The following is an 18,437-nucleotide window of genomic DNA, read 5'->3' as shown; positions in this document are numbered from 1 at the left end:
TGCGCATGACGGATCAGCAGGTGCTCAGCGGCTACATCGACGTCTGGTGGCAGGCGGTCAACGACTTCACGGCAGTCCTGGAGCAGGTGCCCGCCGAGCAGTGGTCGACCCCGACCGACCTGGCCGGCTGGGACGTCCAGGCCGTGGCGGCCCACATCGCCCACCTCGAGGCGATCCTCGCGGGTGCCCCCGAGGAGACCGTCGAGGTCGGCGAGCCGGCCCACGTCACCAGCCTGATGGGGCTCTACACCGAGCAGGGCGTGGTCGCGCGGCGCGACCGCAGCCCCGACGACCTGATCAACGAGATCCGCTCGGTCACCACGGCCCGGCACACGACGCTGCTCGCCGACCCGCCCACCGACGGCACGGCGAAGCCGGCCACGATCTTCGGCGGCATCGACTGGGACTGGAGCCGGCTCCTGCGCAACCGCCCGCTCGACGTGTGGATGCACGAGCAGGACGTACGCCGTGCGGTCGGCCTGCCCGGCGGGCTGGACACGCCTGCGGCGCAGCACACGGCCGACTACCTGATGGATAGCCTGGGCGTCGTGCTCGCCAAGCGCGTCGGTGCCCCCGCCGGCACGACCGCCGTGCTCGAGGTCACCGGCAGCGCCCCGGCCGCCTTCGTGGTCGACGAGAACGGCCGCGGGCAGCAGATGCCCGAGCTCCCGGCCGACCCGACCGTCCGGCTCGGGATGGACCGCGAGGCGTGGATCGTGCTGGCCGGCGGTCGACGTACCCCGGAGGCGGGGGCGGTCACCGTCGAGGGCGACGCGACCCTGGGCCGGGCCGTCCTGGACAAGCTGGCGGTCACCCCGTGACCGCGACTGCCTGGCACCCCCGCGACATCCCCGACCAGACGGGCCGCACCGTCGTCGTCACCGGGACCACCGTCGGCGGACTCGGCCACGCCACGGCCCTCGAGCTGGCCCGGCGCGGGGCGCGGGTCGTGCTCGCCGGACGCACGCAGGCCCGGCTCGACGAGACCGCTGCGGCGATCCGCGCGGAGGACGGCACGGCCGAGCCGGAGACGCTGGTCGTCGACCTCTCCGACCTCGGCTCGGTGCGCCGGGCCGCGGACGAGGCGGCCGCGCTCGGCCCGATCGACGTCCTGGTCAACAACGCCGGCGTCATGGGCACCTCCCACCAGCGGACCGCCGACGGGCTCGAGCTCCAGATGGCCACCAACCACTTCGGCCCGTTCCTGCTGACCGGGCTGCTCCTGCCGCAGCTGGTCGCCAGCGAGGCCGCCACCGTCGTCACGGTCTCCTCGCTCATGCACCGCGTGGCCCGCCAGGCGCCCCTGCACGATCCCCGCGACCGGGACCGGCGCTACTCCCGGTGGCCGGTCTACGGGCAGTCCAAGCTGGCCAACCTGCTCTTCACCTACGAGCTGGACCGACGGGCCCGCCGCGCCGGGCTGCCGCTCACGGCGCTGGCCGCGCACCCGGGCTTCGCCGCGACCCACCTCGCGGCCAACGGGCAGTACGGCCGCTCGTCGGGCGGTCTGGCCTCGATCCTCGACGCCGCGGTCCGGGCCGTGGCGCAGCCCGCCCACATGGGCGCCTGGCCGACCCTGATGGCGGCCACGGCCGAGCTGCCGGGATCGACGTACTGCGGGCCGGGTGGTCTGGCCGAGCAGCGTGGCGCGCCCGTCGTGGTCGCGAGCAACAGGCTGTCGCACGACGAGTCCGCGCAGCGGCGGCTGTGGGAGATCAGCGAGCAGACGACCGGGATCGCCTACCCCTAGTCCCCGACTCCCCGGTCGCGGACGCGGACCAGGCCCGCGAGCGTGGCGACGTAGAGCGACCCGTCCGGGGCGATGGTGATCGCGGAGTAGTGGTTGTTGAAGAGCGTGCCGAGGCCGGTGCGGACCGCGAAGACGCGGCGGCCGGTGCGGACGTCGAGGGCGGTGACGTACCAGGCGTTGGCGCCCCACCAGCTGTGCGGCTTGGTGTAGGCGTAGAGCAGCCCGTTGGCCAGCGAGACCTTGGGGACCGACGTCGGGGCGGCCAGGTCGGAGGTCCACCGCACCGAGCAGGTGCCGTCGTGGACGTCGACGCGGGCCAGGCCGGCGTCGGTGGTGCGGCCCAGGATGGTGCTGAGCGGGCTGTTGTAGCCGTGGTTGTTCTCCACGATGACGCCGGTGCCGACCGAGACCAGGGAGTTCTCGGTGGCGCTCTCGTCGTCGCCGAAGACCTCCTGGCTGCACACCAGCCGGCCGGAGCGGGTGTCGCGGAACTCCACGTGCATCCGCGGGTCGGCGTTGTCCGTGGTGGCGACCAGGTTGCCCGGCAGGATCGTCGGGGTGGTGCCGGAGCCCTGGCTGAGCTGGCCGGACTTCCGCCCGCTCCCCCGGTCATACGTCGATCGCCACACCTCGGCCGGGCCGCCGGCTGCATCGACCCGCAGCTTGTGGACCGCCTCGGTCGTGACGACGTACACCCCCGTGCGGTCCACCGCCATCGAGTTGGCGACCTGCTCGCCGAGGTCGACCGACCGGACGCGGCCCGAGGTGTCGACGGTGCCGACCCGGCCACCCCGGGTGGCCCACCAGATGCGGCCCTGCCAGTCGGGGACGAGCGCGACCAGGCAGTCGTCCTCGGGGATCTCCCCGGACAGGTCGTGGCTGGCCCGGGTCGTCAGGTCGGCGTTGCCCTCGGCGTCGTCGGTGCTCACGACCAGGACGTGGCGGTCGGTGGTGCCCACGACCGCGCGGTCGCCGTCGTCGAGGTAGAAGTAGGCGGCGCCGCAGAGGTCCTCCCACGGCGGCGTGCCGTGCCCGTCGGGACGGTCGGGCAGCCGCTTGGTGGCCAGCGGGTGCATCGAGTCCTGGTCGATGACCTCCAGCGTCGGGCCGCGGCGGTCGCCGCACAGGCCGACGAGCCTGCCGTGGGAGTCGAACGCCAGCGTCGCGCACTCCTGGAGGCCGAACCACGCGGTGTCGACGTCCGGCGACTCCCCCAGCGGGCCGCTCCACGGGTAGGTGTCGCTGGCCCACGCGTCGTCGTGCATGGAGCTGGTGCCGTTGCGGGACAGGCCGGGGTGCTGCGGCACGTCCAGCCGGATCGGGTGGGCCGCCGCGGGACGGCCGAGGTAGCGGGGCGTGACGAGCGCGCCGGGACCGGGCGGGATCGGCAGCCAGCCGTCCGGGATCAGGAGGACCAGCCCGGCGACCACGAGCACACCGGCCGCCCAGCCGGCGACGACCCGCCAGGTCGGGCGCAGCCAGTCGCGGACGCGCGGCACCGCCAGGGCGCCGGCGGCGGCCAGGACGACCCACGGCCCGAGGGCGACGTACAGCAGGAGGGCGACGACGAGCGCCGCCGTGCGCTGGAACCTCACGTCACCGCGAGCGCGGCCCGAACTGCGGCGTGACCTTCGCAGCTGCCGCCTCGCGGGCGACCTTGGTGTTGCGGATCCCCAGCAGCCAGGCCTGCTCGATGCGCTCGCGCGCGAACGTGCGGCGCGGGCCGGAGGTCCAGGTGGCGTTGAAGAGGCGCTTGGCCGCGGCGAGCTGGTCGGGCGAGCGGACCTTGAGGCGCTCGGCCAGCTCGAGGGCGGCGGCGACCGGGTCGGCGTCGACGCCGGTGACCAGGCCCAGCGCCTCGGCTTCCTTGCCGGAGACGACCTCGGCGGTCATGGTCAGCCTCTTGGCGGTGTCGATGCCGACGAGCTCGGCGAGCGTCCGGATGCCCGTCATGTCGGGGATGATCCCCCACTTGCCCTCGAGCACCGACCACTGCGAGTCGGGCGTGGCGAACCGGAAGTCCGCGGCCAGGGCGATCTGCAGGCCGCCGCCGAGGCAGTGCCCGTGGACGGCCGCGATGACCGGGACCGGGATCCGGCGCCAGGCCCAGCAGGCCTCCTGGAAGGTGTTGGTGCCGCGCCACGGCCGCGGGACGAAGCTGGTCAGGATCTTCGCGGGCTGCCGGAGGACCGACCCGAAGTCGAGCCCCGCGCAGAACGCGTCACCCGCACCCTCGATGACCACCGCCCGCAGCGTCCGGTCCCGGCGCAGCCGGTGGGCGGTGGCCACCAGCTCGTCGAGCGTCTGCAGGGTGAGGGCGTTGAGCTTGTCGGGCCGGTCGAGCGTGACCCGCGCGATGCCGTCCTGGACCGTGCACGTGACGAGGGAAGCCATGGGGCCAGCCTACTTTTCCCTGCCCCCGCTGGGTGGCGCTGCCCAGGGTGCGTCCGGGCGCTCCCTGGGCAGCACGACCCGGAGGGGCTCAGTCCTCGAGCCAGTCGTTGCGGGCTGCGACCGCGTCGTCGGGGAAGTCGGAGAACAGCGCGTCGACCCCGGCGTCGAGGAAGGCCGCGATCTCGGCGTGCATGTCGCCGTGGGCGTTGGGGTCGGTGCCGCGACGGAAGTTGGTGGCCATGAACTGGTTCTCCTCGCGCAGCGTGTAGATCACCACGTGCAGGCCCGCCCGGTGCGCGTTGTCGACCAGGTCGCTCGGCGTCGTCGTCGCGCCGGTGGCCGGGTCGCGCGGCAGGACCAGGTCCTTGCTCGGGCCGGCCCAGTCGGCGTACCGCGCGATCCTGCGCATGCCCTCGGGCGTCGTCATGTCGGCGTACGTCGTGGGGTCGCCCGCCGCGACCTTGTCCGCCGGCGCGCCCGAGGAGTCGATGAGCTGCTCGAGCGGCAGGTCGGTCATGTGGTTCAGCTGCTGGAGGTTGCCGATCTCGAAGGACTGGATCAGCACCTTGTCGCGCGGGCTGTCGTAGCCGAACTTCTCCAGCGTCCGCACCATCGGCTCCTCGGGAGAGAGTCCGATCGAGTCGAAGTACGTCGGGTGCTTGGTCTCCGGGGCAACCCCGATGGTCCTGCCGGTCTTGCGCTCCTCGGTCCGCACCAGGTGCAGGACCTGCGCGAAGGAGGGGATCTTGTAGAGGCCGTCGTACTGCGTGTTGGCCGGGCGCACCTGCGGCAGCCGCTCCTTGGCGCGCAGCGTCTCGAGCTCGGCGAAGGTGAAGTCCTCGGTGAACCAGCCGGTGATCTTCTGGCCGTCGATCGTCTTGGTCGTCTTGCGGTCGGCGAACTCCGGGTGGTCCGCGACGTCGGTGGTGCCGGTGATGTCGTTCTCGTGGCGGGCGACGAGGACGCCGTCCTTGGTCGAGACCAGGTCGGGCTCGATGTAGTCGGCTCCCATGTCGATCGCGAGGCGGTAGCCGGCGAGGGTGTGCTCGGGGCGGTAGCCGGGCGCGCCGCGGTGGCCGATGACCTGCGGGGTGGCGACCTGCTGGACCGGCGCCTTGTCGGTCGCCGTGGCGGTCGAGGTGCCGACGAAGGGGAGGGTCGCGCCGACGAGGGCGACCAGGCTGGTGCGGATGATCCGAGATGTCATGGTCCCGACCCAAGCGAGGCGCGGTGACGGAGCGGGGTGGCTCAGGTGAACCGACGGTGACGCGTGGCGGGGCTCACGTGGTGCGGCCGTCGACGAGAGGGACGTACGGCGTGCGGCCGGCCAGGCGGGTCACGACGACACCCGTGACAGTCATCGTCAGGGCGATGCCGGCCAGCACGACCAGCTGGAACTGCGCCGCCTCCGCGGGGCTGGCGCCGCCGAAGAGGGCGCCGACGAAGGCGCCGGGCAGCGTGACCAGGCCGGTGGACTTGGTCTGGTCGAGGGTCGGCAGCAGCGACTCCCGGACCGCCTCCTGGCCGATCTCCTCGTGCGCCCGGCTGGGGGTCGCCCCCAGCGAGAGCCACGCCTCGATCTCGTCCTTGCGGGCGCGGGAGCCGCGGAGGAAGTTGCGGCCCGCCAGGGTGGCCGCGCTCATGGAGTTGCCGATGATGATGCCGCCGACCGCCACGACGTAGCGCACCTGGAAGTCGACGAGCTGCAGGGCGAAGATCGTGACGAGGGTGAGCAACGCCCCGGTGAGCACGCCCGCGACCGCCGTACGACGACCACGGTGCAGCTCGCGCAGCCGCCCCATCGAGGTCCACGACGCGGTGCTCAGCATCAGGACCACGAAGCCCGCGACCGTCCACGGCACCGCGAGGATCCCGCGCAGCAGCAGGGCGATCACGGTGAGCTGGACCACGGCGCGCAGCAGCGCCCACAGCGGGAACCAGCCCAGCCCGGTGCGCGCCCAGCGGCCGATGCCGAGGGTGAGGGCCGTCATCGCGGCCAGCCCGGCGCCGAACGCGAGGTAGTGCGCGGTGCCGGTCACGCCCCGCATTGTGCCCCGACGGGGCGCCGCACGGGCTCAGGCAGGCTCAGGCAGGGCTCAGGCGGGGCTCAGGCGGCGGCCAGCGCGGGCTCCACGTGGTGGCCGAGCAGGCCCTCCTTGCGGGCGACCACCACGGCCAGCCCGATGGTCGCGGCGGCGGCGGACATGTTGATGAGGAGCACCGTGACGCTCTTGACCAGGATGAAGGTCTCCAGCGACTGCGACTGCAGCAGCCACAGCGTCATCAGCGCCTTGCCCAGCGCGAGCAGCGCCCACAGGACGGTCAGGTCGCGAAACAGTCGCTGGATGCGCGGGCGCATCGCCAGCTCGTGGTCCAGCGGGTAGAAGTCGCCGGCGAGCCGCGCGACCATCGGGCGGGCCGTGACCAGCGAGAGCAGGAACGCCGTGGCGACGACGCCGTCGCTGATGATCGGCTGGAGGAAGTAGAAGAAGGTGCTGTGCGCCATCAGGCTGATCACCGTGCGGCTGGTGATCAGGGCCGCGGTCAGGAACAGCAGCCCGGACGTCCGCCGCCCGGTGAGCTTGCGCCACGCGATGGCGCCGTAGGACCACAGCAACGAGACGATGATCGCGGTCCACACGCCGAAGGTCGCGAACACCGCGTAGAACAGTGCGGCCGGGATCACGCAGGCGATGAGCAGGCTCAGGGAGACCCGCTTGATCACGGCGCCCAGGCGCGGGCGGTGGTGGGCCGCGGGGGCAGCGTGCGGGGCGGTGGGACGTTCGAGGGTGTCAGGCATGGCGGAAGCAGGCATCGTGGAGGTGTCTCCTGCCGACCGGGACCGGGTCGGGTGATGGGGGCGATAGCCCCGGAACGACACGGACTGATCCGCGTCGGGGGGTTCCGGGGTTCTTCCACTGTATGTCGACAATCCCGGGAGAGCGCCTGTCGACCGCATCACAGGGCCCGCTCACCACCCGCTCGCGACCGGATCGCGGCATGATGTCGGCCATGGCCGACTCACGCGCTGGACAGCTCGCCGAACCCTCCGACCTGGTGGACGTCGCGCACCTGGTGACGGCCTACTACACCGGCGTGCCCGACCCCGAGGACGTCGACCAGCAGGTCGCCTTCGGCACCAGCGGGCACCGGGGCACCTCGCTGAGGACGTCGTTCAACGAGACGCACATCCTCGCCACCACGCAGGCGATCTGCGACTACCGGCGCGAGCAGGGGTACGACGGCCCGCTGTTCATCGGCCGCGACACCCACGGGCTGTCGGAGCCCGCGTGGGCGACCGCCCTGGAGGTGCTGGCCGCCAACGACGTGACCGTGCTCGTCGACGACCGCGACGGCTGGACGCCGACGCCGGCTGTCTCCCACGCCATCCTGCGCGCCAACGCCGGCCGGACCACCGGGCTCGCCGACGGCATCGTGGTCACGCCCTCGCACAACCCGCCGACCGACGGCGGCTTCAAGTACAACCCGCCGCACGGCGGCCCCGCCGATACCGACGCGACGTCGGTGATCGCCCGGCGCGCCAACGAGCTGATCGCCGGCGGGCTCGCGGGCGTCCGCCGGATCCCGTTCGCGCGCGCCCGGGCCGCGGCGGCGCCGTACGACTTCCTGGGCACCTACGTCGACGACCTGCCGAACGTGCTCGACATCGGGGCGATCAAGAACGCCGGCGTCCGGATCGGCGCCGACCCGCTCGGCGGCGCGGCGGTGGACTACTGGGGCGAGATCGCCGAGCGGCACGGCCTCGACCTGACCGTGGTCAACCCGCTGGTCGACCCGACATGGCGCTTCATGACGCTCGACTGGGACGGCAAGATCCGGATGGACTGCTCCTCGCCCAGCGCCATGGCCTCGCTGATCCGGCGCAAGGACGAGTACGACATCGCGACCGGCAACGACGCCGACTCCGACCGGCACGGCATCGTCACCCCGGACGCCGGCCTGATGAATCCCAACCACTTCCTCGCCGTCGCGATCGGCTACCTCTTCGGCGGCGCCCGCCCGGACTGGCCGGACACGGCACGGATCGGCAAGACGCTGGTGTCGTCCTCGATGATCGACCGGGTCGCGGCCGGGCTCGGCAAGCCGCTGGTGGAGGTGCCGGTCGGCTTCAAGTGGTTCGTGCCCGGCCTGATCGACGGCTCGTTCGGCTTCGGCGGCGAGGAGTCGGCGGGCGCCTCCTTCCTGCGCCGGGACGGCTCGACCTGGACCACCGACAAGGACGGGATCATCCTGGCGCTGCTGGCCTCGGAGATCCTCGCCACGACCGGCAAGTCCCCCTCGCAGCACTACGCCGACCTCGTCGCCGAGCACGGCGACCCGGCGTACGCCCGCATCGACGCCCCGGCCAACCGGGAGCAGAAGGCCAAGCTCGGCGCGCTGTCGCCCTCCGACGTGACCGCGACATCGCTGGCCGGCGAGGAGATCACCGCCAAGCTCACCGAGGCACCCGGCAACGGCGCCAAGATCGGCGGCCTCAAGGTGACGACGGAGTCGGCGTGGTTCGCCGCCCGGCCGTCGGGCACCGAGGACGTCTACAAGATCTACGCCGAGTCGTTCCGCGGGGCCGACCACCTCGCCGAGGTGCAGGCCGAGGCCCGCGAGGTGGTGTCGGCAGCGCTGGGCTGAGTGGCTGGGATGCTGGGGGCGTGCGCTTCACCGAGAACGAGATGACCCAGGCGATGGCCGGCGCGGCGAAGTCGGTCCTCGCGACCCGGCGGGACGTGCGCCGCGGCAAGCGGGACGTCGACGAGCTGTGGGAGTCGATGGACCGCGCCCAGCGCTACCAGCTGCTGAGCGGGCTGGGCGACCAGGTGCTGCCGGTGCTGGTCGCGCTCCCCGACGTGGAGGTCGCCCCCGGCACGCGGCCGTCGTACACCGACCGTGAGGTGCTGGCCACGGTCGAGTCCGTGGCGACCGACGACCTGGGGCGCGTACGTCGGGCGGTGCTGCTGCGGGCCCGCGTCGCCCTGGTGCAGGCGGCGCTCGCCGCCGTGCCGCCGCGGCTCGACCCGGACGCCCTCACCTGACCCGCCGGTCCCGGACAGGACGACGCCCCCGCACCGACGAGCGGTGAGGGGGCGTCGTTGACCTGGGTCAGCGCCGGACGCGGCCGAGGATGAAGAGCACGAGGGCGATGATGGCCACCACGATCAAGATGGTCCACAGCATGGTGAGACTCCGTCCGTTTGGGTTGTTGGGTTGCGAACTGCCGGTCGGAGCCCGAGCGATCAGCCGCTGGACAGTTCGTGCCCAGTCGACCGCCTGCCCAAACGCACGAAGGGCGGTGGAGCGTCAGGCGGCCCTGGCCTCCGCGGCACGGCGCGCCTGCTGGTTGAGGCGGGCCTGCGCGGCCCGGCGGACCTTGGCGCCACCGGTGGTCATCTTGTAGAGCAGCTTGGTCTGCGGCACGACGTTCTTGGCGTTGGTCGTGGCCAGCCAGCCGTTGGGCAGCGACAGGCGGATCACCTTGTGCCAGGCGGACGCGACCTGCTTCGGGAACGGCGCGGCGTGGTAGTTCAGGCCGTACTTGTCGAAGAGGTCCTTCACCTTCGGCGCGATCTCGGCGTACCGGTTGGACGGCAGGTCCGGGAACAGGTGGTGCTCGATCTGGTGGGACAGGTTGCCGCTCATGAGGTGCATCGCCTTGGAGCCGGAGATGTTGGCCGAGCCGAGCATCTGGCGGACGTACCACTCGCCGCGGGTCTCGCCCTCGATCGAGCGCTTCTCGAAGGTCTCGACGCCCTCGGGGAAGTGGCCGCACATGATGATCGAGTGGCTCCAGAGGTTGCGGACCACGTTGGCGGTGAAGTTGGCGGCCAGGGTCGGCAGGAACGAGCCGGTCGGCAGCGACAGCGCCGGGTGGACGACGTAGTCCTTGGTCGCCTGGTTGCGGATCTTCTTCAGCACCTGGCTGACCCGGGCCTTGAACTCGGGGTCCTTGGTCTTCTTGCGCTTGATGTTGGCGCCGAGCTCGAGGTCGTAGGCCGCGATGCCGTACTCGAAGAAGCAGGCGTTCACGAAGTTCCAGAACGGCTGGACGAGGAAGAACGGGTGCCAGGGCTGGTCCTCGTCGACGCGCATGATGCCGTAGCCGAGGTCGTTGTCCTTGCCGATCACGTTCGTGTAGGTGTGGTGGAGCTCGTTGTGCGAGTGCTGCCACTGCTTGGCCGGCGTCGCCATGTCCCACTCCCACGTCGTGGAGTGGATCTTGGGGTCGCGCATCCAGTCCCACTGGCCGTGGAGGATGTTGTGGCCGATCTCCATGTTCTCGAGGATCTTCGCGACCGAGAGGCCGGCGGTGCCGACGACCCAGGCCGGCGGGAAGACGCTCGCCAGGAGGACCGCGCGGCTGCCGAGCTCCAGCTTGCGCTGGACGCTGATGACCTTGCGGATGTACGCCGCGTCGCTGGCGCCGCGCGCGTCGAGCACGTCCTGGCGGATCGCGTCGAGCTCGACGCCGAGCTGCTCGATGTCCTCGGGGGTGAGGTGGGCGATCGGGTTGTCGGACTTCTTCTGCAGGGCGGTCATGGTGGTTCCTCTCGGGGGGTCGAGGAGTCAGTTGTCGATGTGGCAGGGGCCGGCGGCCGCGCTGATGCAGGTCTGGATGATCACGCCGTCGCCCGGGGCGGCGATCGTGAGCTGGCCGTTGCGGAGGTCGCGGACAGCGCCCTCGCGGAGCGGCAGGACGCAGCCGAAGCAGACGCCCATCCGGCAACCGCTGGGCATCAGGACGCCGGCCGACTCGGCCGCGTCGAGGATCGGGGTGGCGCCGTCGGCCTCGACGACGGTGCCGGACTTCGTGAACGAGAGCGTGCCTCCGCTCTGCCCATCGTTGGCGGTGGCGACCATCGGCGCCCGGAAGCGCTCGATGTGCAGCGGCAGGCCCTTGGGCTCGTGGTGCGCCTCGAGCGCGTCGAGCAGCCCGACCGGGCCGCAGGCGTAGGTCACGCGCTCGGCGAGGTCGGGGACGATCGTGTCGAGGTCGTCGACGTCGAGCATCCCGTGGGTGTCGGTGTGCAGCTCGACGAGGCGCAGGCGGCCCTCGGCGGCGTACTGGCGCAGCTCGTCGCCGAAGATCACCTCGGCCCGCGAGAGCGCGGAGTGCAGGACCACGATGTCGGCCGTGACCCGCTCGGAGCGGGCGAACAGGCCGCGCAGCATGCCGATGACCGGGGTGATGCCCGATCCCGCGGTGACCATCAGGAGCTTGGCGGGCATGGGGTCGGCGAGCACGAAGTCGCCGGCAGCCTGACCGAGCTGGATCATCTGGCCGGGGCGGACCTTCCGCACGAGGTGGTTGGAGACCACGCCGTCGGGGATGCCCTTGACCGTGATGCTGATGCAGCGGTCGGCACGGGGACCGTGGGTCAGCGAGTAGGTGCGCCAGAGGCGGACGCCGTCGACGTCGATGCCGATGCGGACGTACTGACCGGGCACGTGGCCGGCCCAGTCCCTGCCCGGCTTGATCACCAGGGTGGCGGCGTCGGCGGTCTCGGCGGTCACGGACACGATCCGGCCGCGCAGGTCGGCGCCCTTGCGGAGCGGGTGGAAGACGTCCAGCACGTCGCCGAGCTCGAGCGGGGTCACCGCGGCCTCGGCGAGCCGGCGTACGCCGTCGCGCAGGCTGCGTCCGAACGGGACGGGAGCCGCGGCGCGGGGGAGAACGGTGCTCATGGGATCAGTCTCCTGCACCTCGGGCGTAAACTCATGTGCGAGGCACGTGAAAGTCCGCGTCACATTTGTTCGCAGGAGACAAAAATGCCCCGAGCGACGCCCCGCCGCACCGCCGGTCACGGGCTGACCCTGTCCCCCGAGGCGGTGGCCGACATGCGCTCCCGGCTGCCGGCGGTCGCCGAGGCCACCGTCGCGGCCATCATCGAGGAGGTCCCCAGCTACGAGGGGGCGCTGTCCGGGCCGATGGGCGAGAACATCCGCAACGCGGTGCAGCTCGCGCTCGGCGGCTTCCTCTCGCTCGCCTCGGGCCGCCGCGGCTCGGACCCGCGCACGCCGGCCGCACCGGCGGTCGAGGGCGCCTACCAGCTCGGCCGGGGCGAGGCCCGCAGCGGCCGGACGACCGAGGCGCTGCTCGCGGCCTACCGGATCGGTGCCCGGGTGTCGTGGCGCGAGATGTCGACGGCGGCCGTGGCCAACGGGGTCCAGCCGGAGACGCTGGTCGACTTCGCCGAGCTCGTCTTCGCCTACATCGACGAGCTGTCCGCGGCCAGCGTGGCCGGGCACACCGACGAGCTCGCGACCACCGGCCGGGTGCGGCAGCGGCTGCTCGAGCGGGTCGCCCACCACCTGCTGAACGACTCCACCACCGAGACCGTCGTCGATGCCGCCGAGCGCGCCGACTGGGTCCCGCCGACGACACTGACCGCGGTGCTGCTGCCGGAGTCGCAGGTCCGCTCGGTCCTCGCCTCCCTCTCCCCCGCGACCCTGCGGGCCGGTGACCTGCCCGGGCTCGAGGAGCTCGCGCTGCTGCTGGTCCCCGACGCGCACGGCCGCGCGCGGGGCGTGCTGCTGCGCACGCTGCGGGGCCGCGGCGGCATCGCCGGGCCTGCCCGGCCCTGGCTGGAGGTGCGGGCGTCGTACGACCGGGCGCTGCGCGCGCACGCCCTCGGGCTCCCCGACGACACCGAGGCGCACCTCCCCCGGCTCGTGCTGAGTGCCGACCCGGCCGCGCTCGCCGACCTCCGCGCCCAGGTGCTGGCCCCCCTCGAGGGGCTGCGCCCCGGCACGGCCGAGAAGCTCGCGGACACGCTGCGGTCATGGCTGTTGCACCAGGGCCGCCGGGAGGAGGTCGCCGAGGAGCTGTTCGTGCACGCGCAGACCGTGCGCTACCGCATGGGCCAGCTCCGCGACCTGTACGGCGACCGCCTCGACGACCCGGACACCGTGCTGCAGCTCGTGCTGGTGCTCGGTGCGGACCGGGTCAGCCGGCCGGCGGCGGGTCAGGGCTGAGCGAGGGGTCCTCGGGGAGCGAGAGCGTCAGCACGGCGTCCTCGATCAGGTCGTTGCGCTCGATGTCGAGCTCGACCTGCCGGAGCCGCTGCGCGAGCGTGGGCTCGCGGTCGTCTCCGGTGAGGTCGACCGCTGCCACGACGAACACCTTCTGGGGACCGACGTACTCCACGTGCAGGTAGGTGATCCGGTCGATCGCGTCGTGGGCCAGCAGGGCCGCCAGGACCCGCGACCACATCTCGGAGCCGAGGGTCTGGCCGAGGAGGTACTGCATGTTGCGGCGCATCAGGTAGACCGCCACGAACGCCAGCAGCACGCCGACCGCGATCGAGCCCACCGCGTCGTACGCCGCCTGGCCGGTCAGCTGGTGCAGCGCGATGCCGGCACCGGCGAGGACGAGCCCCAGCAGGGCTGCGAAGTCCTCGAAGAAGACCGCTCGCAGGGTGGGGTTGGAGGTGCGGTCGATGTAGCTGAGCGGGTGCAGCCCCCAACTGCTGGCCTCGCCCTTGAGCTGGCGGCTGGCCTGGATGAACGACGAGCCCTCGAGCAGGAACGCGAGCCCCAGGACGACGTAGTTGACGGTGTAGCTCACCTCGCTCGGCTCGGCGAACAGCTCGCTCACGCCGTGCCAGATCGAGACGACCGCGCCGGCGGAGAACAGCCCGAACGCCGCGACCAGCGACCACACGTAGGTCGCCCGGCCGTAGCCGCGTGGGTGCTTGTCGTCGCGGGGCCGCTCGCCACGCTTCTCGGCGATCAGCAGGAAGATCTCGTTGCCGGTGTCGGCCCACGAGTGCGCGGCCTCCGCCCCCATCGACGCCGAGCCGGTCAGGAAGGCCGCGACCGTCTTGGCCAGGGCCAGCAGGCCGTTGGCGACCAGCGCGACCAGGACCGTGAAGGTCGAGTCCTTCTTCTGCCCCGGCTCGGTGGGCATGGCCTCGTCCACCGCCTCGTCGCTCCTGAGCTCGGAGTCGCCCGGGGGCGGGGCGTCGGGGGGCAGGTGGTGGTCGGTCACAGCACAGTCGTACCCCACGAGCGACGTCTCGGTCACACGGGAGGCGGGGCGTGGCGGTCCGGCATGGTCGTGGGCCGTAGCGTGCTGGACATGACGTCCCCCCTCCGCACCGTCCTCGTGGCCGCGCTCGCGACCCTCGCCCTGGCCGGCTGCTCGTCGGACGCCACCACCGGATCGCCCTCCGCCGACTCGACCTCGGCCACGCCCAGCGCCTCGGTCACCACGCAGGTCGACGCGCGGTTCCCGACGTACGTCGCCCTCGGCGACTCCTACACGGCCGCGCCGCTGGTGCCGGACACCGACACCTCCAACGGCTGCCTGCGCTCGACCAACAACTACCCGGCCCTGGTCGCCGCGGCCCTCCCCGGCACCTCACTCACGGACGTGAGCTGCAGCGGGGCGTCGAGCGAGTCGATGATCGGCGTGCAGAAGACCAACACCGGGCTGGTGCCGGCGCAGTTCGACGCCCTCACCGAGGACACCGACCTCGTGACCATCGGCATCGGCGGCAACGACGCCAACCTGTTCGCCACGATGGTCGGCGCGTGCTCCCAGGTCACCAGCAAGGACCCGCACGGCTCACCCTGCCGGGACAAGCTCACCGCCGGCGGCACGGACCAGCTGCGCGCCGCGGTGCGGCAGATCGGCGGGCACGTCACCGCGATCGTCAAGGGCATCCACGACCGGTCGCCCCACGCGAAGGTGCTCGTCGTCGGCTACCCGCAGATCCTGCCGGCCCACGGCACCTGCCCCGACCTGCTGCCCTTGGCCGACGGCGACGTGGTCTACGCCCGCGGCGTCCTCGAGGACCTCGTCACCACGATCAAGAAGGCCACCGCGGCCGCCGGCGACGCGGAGTACGTCGACTTGTTCTCCGCCACTGCCGGCCACGACATCTGCGCCAAGGACCCCTGGATCAACGGCGCCCAGACCGACACCCACGCCGCGCTCGCCTTCCACCCGTTCGAGGCCGAGCAGCAGAAGGCCGCCGAGCTGGTCCTGGCCGCGCTCAAGTAGCGCGAGAGGGCAGTTGGGGGCACTCTCAGCGGCGCGAGAGGGCAGTTGCAGGCACTCTCAACGGCCCGAGCGGGCAGTTTGAGGAGGACTCATCTGCGGCGACACTCGACGCGAGTGCCCGCTCGGCGCGATGAGACTGCCCCTGAGTGCCCGCTCGGCGCGATCAGAGTGCCCCTGAGTGCCCTCTCGCGCTAGAGGGCGGAGTGGACCGTCGCGCCGGCGACGAGGGTCAGGGCGACGGACATGTCGCGGAGGGCCGCGCCGGTCTTCGCCGAGTCGCCGAGGTCGGCCAGCGGGTCGGCGTCGAGGAGGACCAGGTCGCCGCGGGAGCCGACGCGGACCATGGGCTGGCCGTCGACCGAGGCGGCCAGGGCCTCGCGGGGGGTGAGGGCGTGCTCGGGGTGCCACGCCACGCGCTCGTCGGCGCTGCGGTGGACGGCCGACGAGACGGCCAGCCACGGGTCGAGCGGCGAGACGGGCGCGTCGGAGCCCATCGCGAGCTCCACCCCGTCGTCGAGCATCCACCGGAACGCGAACGAGCGCGCCGACCGGTCGCCCCAGATCTTCTCGGTGAGGTCGCGGTCGTCGAGCAGGTGCGCGGGCTGGACGCTGGCGCGGATCCCCAGCCGGGCCATCTCCCGCACGTCGTCGCGGCCGACGAGCTGGGCGTGCTCGATGGAGCCGCGGGCACCCGTGTCGGCGTACGACGCGAGCGCCTCGACGACGGCCGCGTCACCGATCGCGTGGGTGGCGATCTCGAGGCCCGACGCGTGCGCGCGGGCGAGCAGGGCCCGCAGCTCGGCGCCGGACAGGTTGGGCTGGCCGCAGGGGTACTCCAGGCGGTGGGCGTCGGCGTAGGGCTGGCAGCACCAGGCCGTGCGGGTGTTGAGCGAGCCGTCGCTGATGATCTTGAGCGGCCCCATGGTGAGCCGGTCGTCGCAGCCGGGCAGCGCGTCGCCGGTGCGCAGGCCCCGCCCGATGATGTCCTCGAGGGTGTCCGCGTACGTCGCCATCCGGATGCGCAGCAGGTCGCAGCCGTTGGCCCAGCGGTGCTGCCACTCCGGGACGCCACCGCTGAACTCGAAGTCGACGATGCCGACGACGCCCATCGTCGCGGCGTGGTCGAGCGTGCGGCGGTAGGCCTCCGGCGAGGTGCCGTCGTCGCCGACGAGCGTGGAGAGCCGCCCGTACGCCGCGAACCACTCGGCCTCCCGGACCACGCTGTCGCGCACCGGCATGGCGAGGTGCATGAGGGCGATGGTGTTGAGCCAGGCGTGGTGGCCGTCGCCGCTGATCAGCACGACCGGGGTGTCGCCGGAGACCGCGTCGAGCTCGGAGACGGTGACGTCGCGCTCCCAGCCGCCGCTGCGGTGTCCCCAGCCGATGACGGGGAGCTCGGGGTATTCAGCGACCCGCTCGGCGACCATCCGGGTGGCGTCCTCGGGCGACCGGGCGAAGGCCAGGTCGAGCCGCTGCGAGGCAAGCGTCCACTGGGCGAGGTGGACGTGCTGGTCCCAGAGGCCGGGGGCGATCCAGCGGCCGGCGGCGTCGATCTCCTCGACGCCGGCGGGTCTGTCGAGCGCGGTCCCGAGGGCGGTCACCGAGCCGCCCTCGACGAGGACGTCGAGGGGCTGGTCGGGGGCGACCTCTCCCGGCGCGAGCGGGACGAGGCGGGCGTTCCGGATCATCGTCACGTCCCGCACGCTAACGCCCGCCGGGAGGTCAGACCGGGTCGGGGAGGGGGTCCTCGTGAGCGGGGACGGTCTCCACCTCGTGGGGCATCTGCATCGGGCGCGGGCGCAGCAGCCCGCCGCCGATCGCGGCGGCCAGCAGCGCGAAGACGGCACCGGCCGCGAACGCCCAGTGGTAGCCGCCGTTGAGCGCGTCGACCGGGTCCGCCCCATCGGCCAGCAGCGAGCCGGTGCGGTGGTCGGAGAGGCTCACCAGGATGGCGAGGCCGAGCGCGCCGCCCATCATGAAGCTGGTGTTGACGACCCCGGACGCCAGGCCGGACTCGTGCGGCTCGACGTCACCCATCGCGGCCAGGAGCACCGGGTTGAAGGCGATGCCAGCGCCGATGCCGAGCAGGATCATCGAGGGCAGCACGTCCACGACGTACGAGCCGTCGACGGGCGCCCGGGAGAACAGCGCCAGGCTGGCGGCGGCCAGGCCGAGGCCGACGGTGAGGGGACGGCGGATGCCGAACCGCATGACCGCGCGGTCGGAGACCTTGAGCGAGCAGAACGCCATCACCACGCTGGTGGGCAGGAAAGCCAGGCCGACCTCGAGGGCGTCGTAGCCCAGCACGCGCTGGAGGTAGAGGGCCGCGAGGAAGAACCAGGCGAACATCGCGGCCGCCCAGAGCACGCCGACGACCTGGGAGATCGAGACGTTGCGCAGCGCGAAGAGCCGGAGCGGGACGAGCGGGCTCGCGGCCCGCGCCTCCCACGCGACGAACGCGGCGAGCAGGACGGCGCTGGCGCCGAGCAGCCCGAGCGTGCGGCCGGAGGTCCAGCCGGCCTCGTTGCCGCCGACGATGCCGTAGACCGACAGCATCAGCGCCGCCGTCACCAGGACGGCACCGGCCACGTCGAGCCGGCCCTGGCCCTCGGCGACGTCGTCGCCGGGCAGCACCCGCTGGGCGGCGAACCAGACCGCGATCCCGACCGGGACGTTGACCAGGAAGATCCAGTGCCACGAGAAGAGGCCGGTGAGCACGCCGCCGAGCAGCACGCCCACGGCGCCGCCGCCCGACATCACGAACCCGAAGAAGCCCATCGCCTTCGCCCGCTCGCCGGGGTCGGAGAACAGGCCCATGATCAGGCTCAGCGCGACCGCGGACACCGCGGCGCCGCCGAGCCCCTGGATCGCCCGACCGGCGACCAGCAGGCCCGACGAGGGCGCCAGGCCGCAGGCGATCGAGGCCACTGTGAACGACACCACGCCGAGGGTGAAGACCCTCTTGTTGCCGAACAGGTCGCCCAGCCGGCCCGACAGCAGCAGGAAGCCGCCGAAGGTCAGCAGGTAGGCGTTGACCACCCACGCCAGGGCCGACGGCGAGAAGCCGAGGTCGGTCTGGATGGAGGGCAGCGCGACGTTGACGATGCTGGAGTCCAGCACGATCATCAGGTCGCCCAGGCAGAGCACGTAGAGCGCCAGCCAGCGGCTCTTCAGGTCGGTCATCGCAGGTCTCCTCGGTGTCGGGGTCTCACCCCCTCCACGAACACGGGGCTACGGATACGACAGACCCGCGCGGGGAGAAATACTCATCGTCCG

The 18,437-nt window shown here is 72.5% G+C and carries 16 protein-coding genes; 6 read left to right on the top strand and 10 right to left on the bottom strand.

Annotation, left to right across the window (positions count from 1 at the left end; genetic code table 11):
* Positions 1-5 precede the first annotated feature (5 nt).
* Together EJF31_RS12150 and EJF31_RS12145 are read left to right on the top strand one after the other, a co-directional pair.
* Positions 6-821: a maleylpyruvate isomerase family mycothiol-dependent enzyme gene (locus EJF31_RS12150; protein ID WP_125037285.1), complete on the top strand. Its 816-nt coding sequence runs from the start codon at positions 6-8 to the stop codon at positions 819-821.
* A complete protein-coding gene (locus tag EJF31_RS12145; RefSeq protein ID WP_125037284.1) occupies positions 818-1,750 on the top strand; it encodes an oxidoreductase in 933 nt (310 codons plus the stop codon). The genes EJF31_RS12150 and EJF31_RS12145 overlap by 4 nt, the downstream gene beginning before the upstream one ends.
* On the opposite strand, the gene EJF31_RS12140 is transcribed toward EJF31_RS12145, so the two are convergent.
* The 5 genes from EJF31_RS12140 to EJF31_RS12120 all read right to left on the bottom strand — a co-directional run bounded on the left by EJF31_RS12140 (position 1,747) and on the right by EJF31_RS12120 (position 6,944).
* Positions 1,747-3,345: a hypothetical protein gene (locus EJF31_RS12140; RefSeq protein ID WP_125037283.1), complete on the bottom strand. Its 1,599-nt coding sequence runs from the start codon at positions 3,343-3,345 to the stop codon at positions 1,747-1,749. The two genes, EJF31_RS12145 and EJF31_RS12140, sit on opposite strands and share 4 nt — an antisense overlap.
* A gap of 1 nt (position 3,346) precedes the next feature.
* Positions 3,347-4,144, bottom strand: coding sequence for a crotonase/enoyl-CoA hydratase family protein (locus EJF31_RS12135; protein WP_125037282.1), 798 nt, complete (start codon positions 4,142-4,144; stop codon positions 3,347-3,349).
* Positions 4,145-4,232: 88 nt separating this feature from the next.
* The gene (locus tag EJF31_RS12130; protein WP_125037281.1) at positions 4,233-5,351 is read right to left on the bottom strand and encodes a glycerophosphodiester phosphodiesterase; all 1,119 of its coding nucleotides are present in this window, start codon (positions 5,349-5,351) and stop codon (positions 4,233-4,235) included.
* Positions 5,352-5,424: 73 nt separating this feature from the next.
* Complete coding sequence (locus EJF31_RS12125; protein ID WP_260430799.1) at positions 5,425-6,183, bottom strand: ABC transporter permease; 759 nt, start codon at positions 6,181-6,183, stop codon at positions 5,425-5,427.
* A gap of 68 nt (positions 6,184-6,251) precedes the next feature.
* A complete protein-coding gene (locus EJF31_RS12120; RefSeq protein WP_185736224.1) occupies positions 6,252-6,944 on the bottom strand; it encodes a VC0807 family protein in 693 nt (230 codons plus the stop codon).
* A gap of 212 nt (positions 6,945-7,156) precedes the next feature.
* Here EJF31_RS12120 and pgm point away from each other — a divergent pair, with 212 nt between their 5' ends.
* The gene (gene pgm, locus EJF31_RS12115; RefSeq protein WP_125037278.1) at positions 7,157-8,791 is read left to right on the top strand and encodes a phosphoglucomutase (alpha-D-glucose-1,6-bisphosphate-dependent); all 1,635 of its coding nucleotides are present in this window, start codon (positions 7,157-7,159) and stop codon (positions 8,789-8,791) included.
* A 20-nt stretch (positions 8,792-8,811) separates the two neighbouring features.
* Positions 8,812-9,192 (top strand): hypothetical protein, encoded by a 381-nt coding sequence (locus tag EJF31_RS12110; RefSeq protein ID WP_125037277.1) that lies wholly within the window; start codon positions 8,812-8,814, stop codon positions 9,190-9,192.
* A 265-nt stretch (positions 9,193-9,457) separates the two neighbouring features.
* Here the strand turns inward: EJF31_RS12110 and EJF31_RS12105 are convergent, their stop codons facing one another.
* Entirely contained in the window at positions 9,458-10,693 is a 1,236-nt protein-coding gene (locus EJF31_RS12105) for an acyl-CoA desaturase (RefSeq protein ID WP_125037276.1), read from the bottom strand.
* 27 nt (positions 10,694-10,720) lie between these two features.
* Positions 10,721-11,839 (bottom strand): ferredoxin reductase, encoded by a 1,119-nt coding sequence (locus EJF31_RS12100; RefSeq protein WP_125037275.1) that lies wholly within the window; start codon positions 11,837-11,839, stop codon positions 10,721-10,723.
* Positions 11,840-11,923: 84 nt separating this feature from the next.
* Here EJF31_RS12100 and EJF31_RS12095 point away from each other — a divergent pair, with 84 nt between their 5' ends.
* Positions 11,924-13,129 (top strand): CdaR family transcriptional regulator, encoded by a 1,206-nt coding sequence (locus EJF31_RS12095; RefSeq protein WP_125037274.1) that lies wholly within the window; start codon positions 11,924-11,926, stop codon positions 13,127-13,129.
* Here the strand turns inward: EJF31_RS12095 and EJF31_RS12090 are convergent.
* The gene (locus EJF31_RS12090) at positions 13,101-14,144 is read right to left on the bottom strand and encodes a cation diffusion facilitator family transporter (protein ID WP_260430798.1); all 1,044 of its coding nucleotides are present in this window, start codon (positions 14,142-14,144) and stop codon (positions 13,101-13,103) included. The genes EJF31_RS12095 and EJF31_RS12090 overlap by 29 nt on opposite strands.
* 90 nt (positions 14,145-14,234) lie before the next feature.
* Here EJF31_RS12090 and EJF31_RS12085 point away from each other — a divergent pair, with 90 nt between their 5' ends.
* Positions 14,235-15,161: an SGNH/GDSL hydrolase family protein gene (locus EJF31_RS12085; protein WP_185736223.1), complete on the top strand. Its 927-nt coding sequence runs from the start codon at positions 14,235-14,237 to the stop codon at positions 15,159-15,161.
* Positions 15,162-15,352: 191 nt separating this feature from the next.
* Here the strand turns inward: EJF31_RS12085 and EJF31_RS12080 are convergent, their stop codons facing one another.
* Positions 15,353-16,849 carry an amidohydrolase gene (locus EJF31_RS12080; RefSeq protein ID WP_125037768.1) on the bottom strand — a complete coding sequence of 499 codons (1,497 nt, stop codon included), beginning with the start codon at positions 16,847-16,849 and terminating at the stop codon, positions 15,353-15,355.
* A 34-nt stretch (positions 16,850-16,883) separates the two neighbouring features.
* Positions 16,884-18,344, bottom strand: coding sequence for a DHA2 family efflux MFS transporter permease subunit (locus tag EJF31_RS12075; RefSeq protein ID WP_125037272.1), 1,461 nt, complete (start codon positions 18,342-18,344; stop codon positions 16,884-16,886).
* Between the last annotated feature and the right edge of the window lie 93 nt (positions 18,345-18,437).

The sequence above is a fragment of the Nocardioides sp. LS1 genome (assembly GCF_003865225.1).
GTDB lineage: Bacteria > Actinomycetota > Actinomycetes > Propionibacteriales > Nocardioidaceae > Nocardioides > Nocardioides ginsengisegetis.
The sequence above is the reverse complement of the archived record's forward strand: the minus strand, read 5'-3'. Positions and strand labels throughout refer to the sequence as shown.

Excerpts from the sequence above, each read along its gene's own strand:
- EJF31_RS12150 (WP_125037285.1), top strand. The coding sequence starts at position 6 with ATGACGGATCAGCAGGTGCTCAGCGGCTACATCGACGTCTGGTGGCAG.
- EJF31_RS12135 (WP_125037282.1), bottom strand. The coding sequence starts at position 4,144 with ATGGCTTCCCTCGTCACGTGCACGGTCCAGGACGGCATCGCGCGGGTC.
- EJF31_RS12130 (WP_125037281.1), bottom strand. The coding sequence starts at position 5,351 with ATGACATCTCGGATCATCCGCACCAGCCTGGTCGCCCTCGTCGGCGCG.
- EJF31_RS12120 (WP_185736224.1), bottom strand. The coding sequence starts at position 6,944 with ATGCCTGACACCCTCGAACGTCCCACCGCCCCGCACGCTGCCCCCGCG.
- pgm (WP_125037278.1), top strand. The coding sequence starts at position 7,157 with ATGGCCGACTCACGCGCTGGACAGCTCGCCGAACCCTCCGACCTGGTG.
- EJF31_RS12105 (WP_125037276.1), bottom strand. The coding sequence starts at position 10,693 with ATGACCGCCCTGCAGAAGAAGTCCGACAACCCGATCGCCCACCTCACC.
- EJF31_RS12100 (WP_125037275.1), bottom strand. The coding sequence starts at position 11,839 with ATGAGCACCGTTCTCCCCCGCGCCGCGGCTCCCGTCCCGTTCGGACGC.
- EJF31_RS12095 (WP_125037274.1), top strand. The coding sequence starts at position 11,924 with ATGCCCCGAGCGACGCCCCGCCGCACCGCCGGTCACGGGCTGACCCTG.
- EJF31_RS12085 (WP_185736223.1), top strand. The coding sequence starts at position 14,235 with ATGACGTCCCCCCTCCGCACCGTCCTCGTGGCCGCGCTCGCGACCCTC.
- EJF31_RS12080 (WP_125037768.1), bottom strand. The coding sequence starts at position 16,849 with ATGATCCGGAACGCCCGCCTCGTCCCGCTCGCGCCGGGAGAGGTCGCC.
- EJF31_RS12075 (WP_125037272.1), bottom strand. The coding sequence starts at position 18,344 with ATGACCGACCTGAAGAGCCGCTGGCTGGCGCTCTACGTGCTCTGCCTG.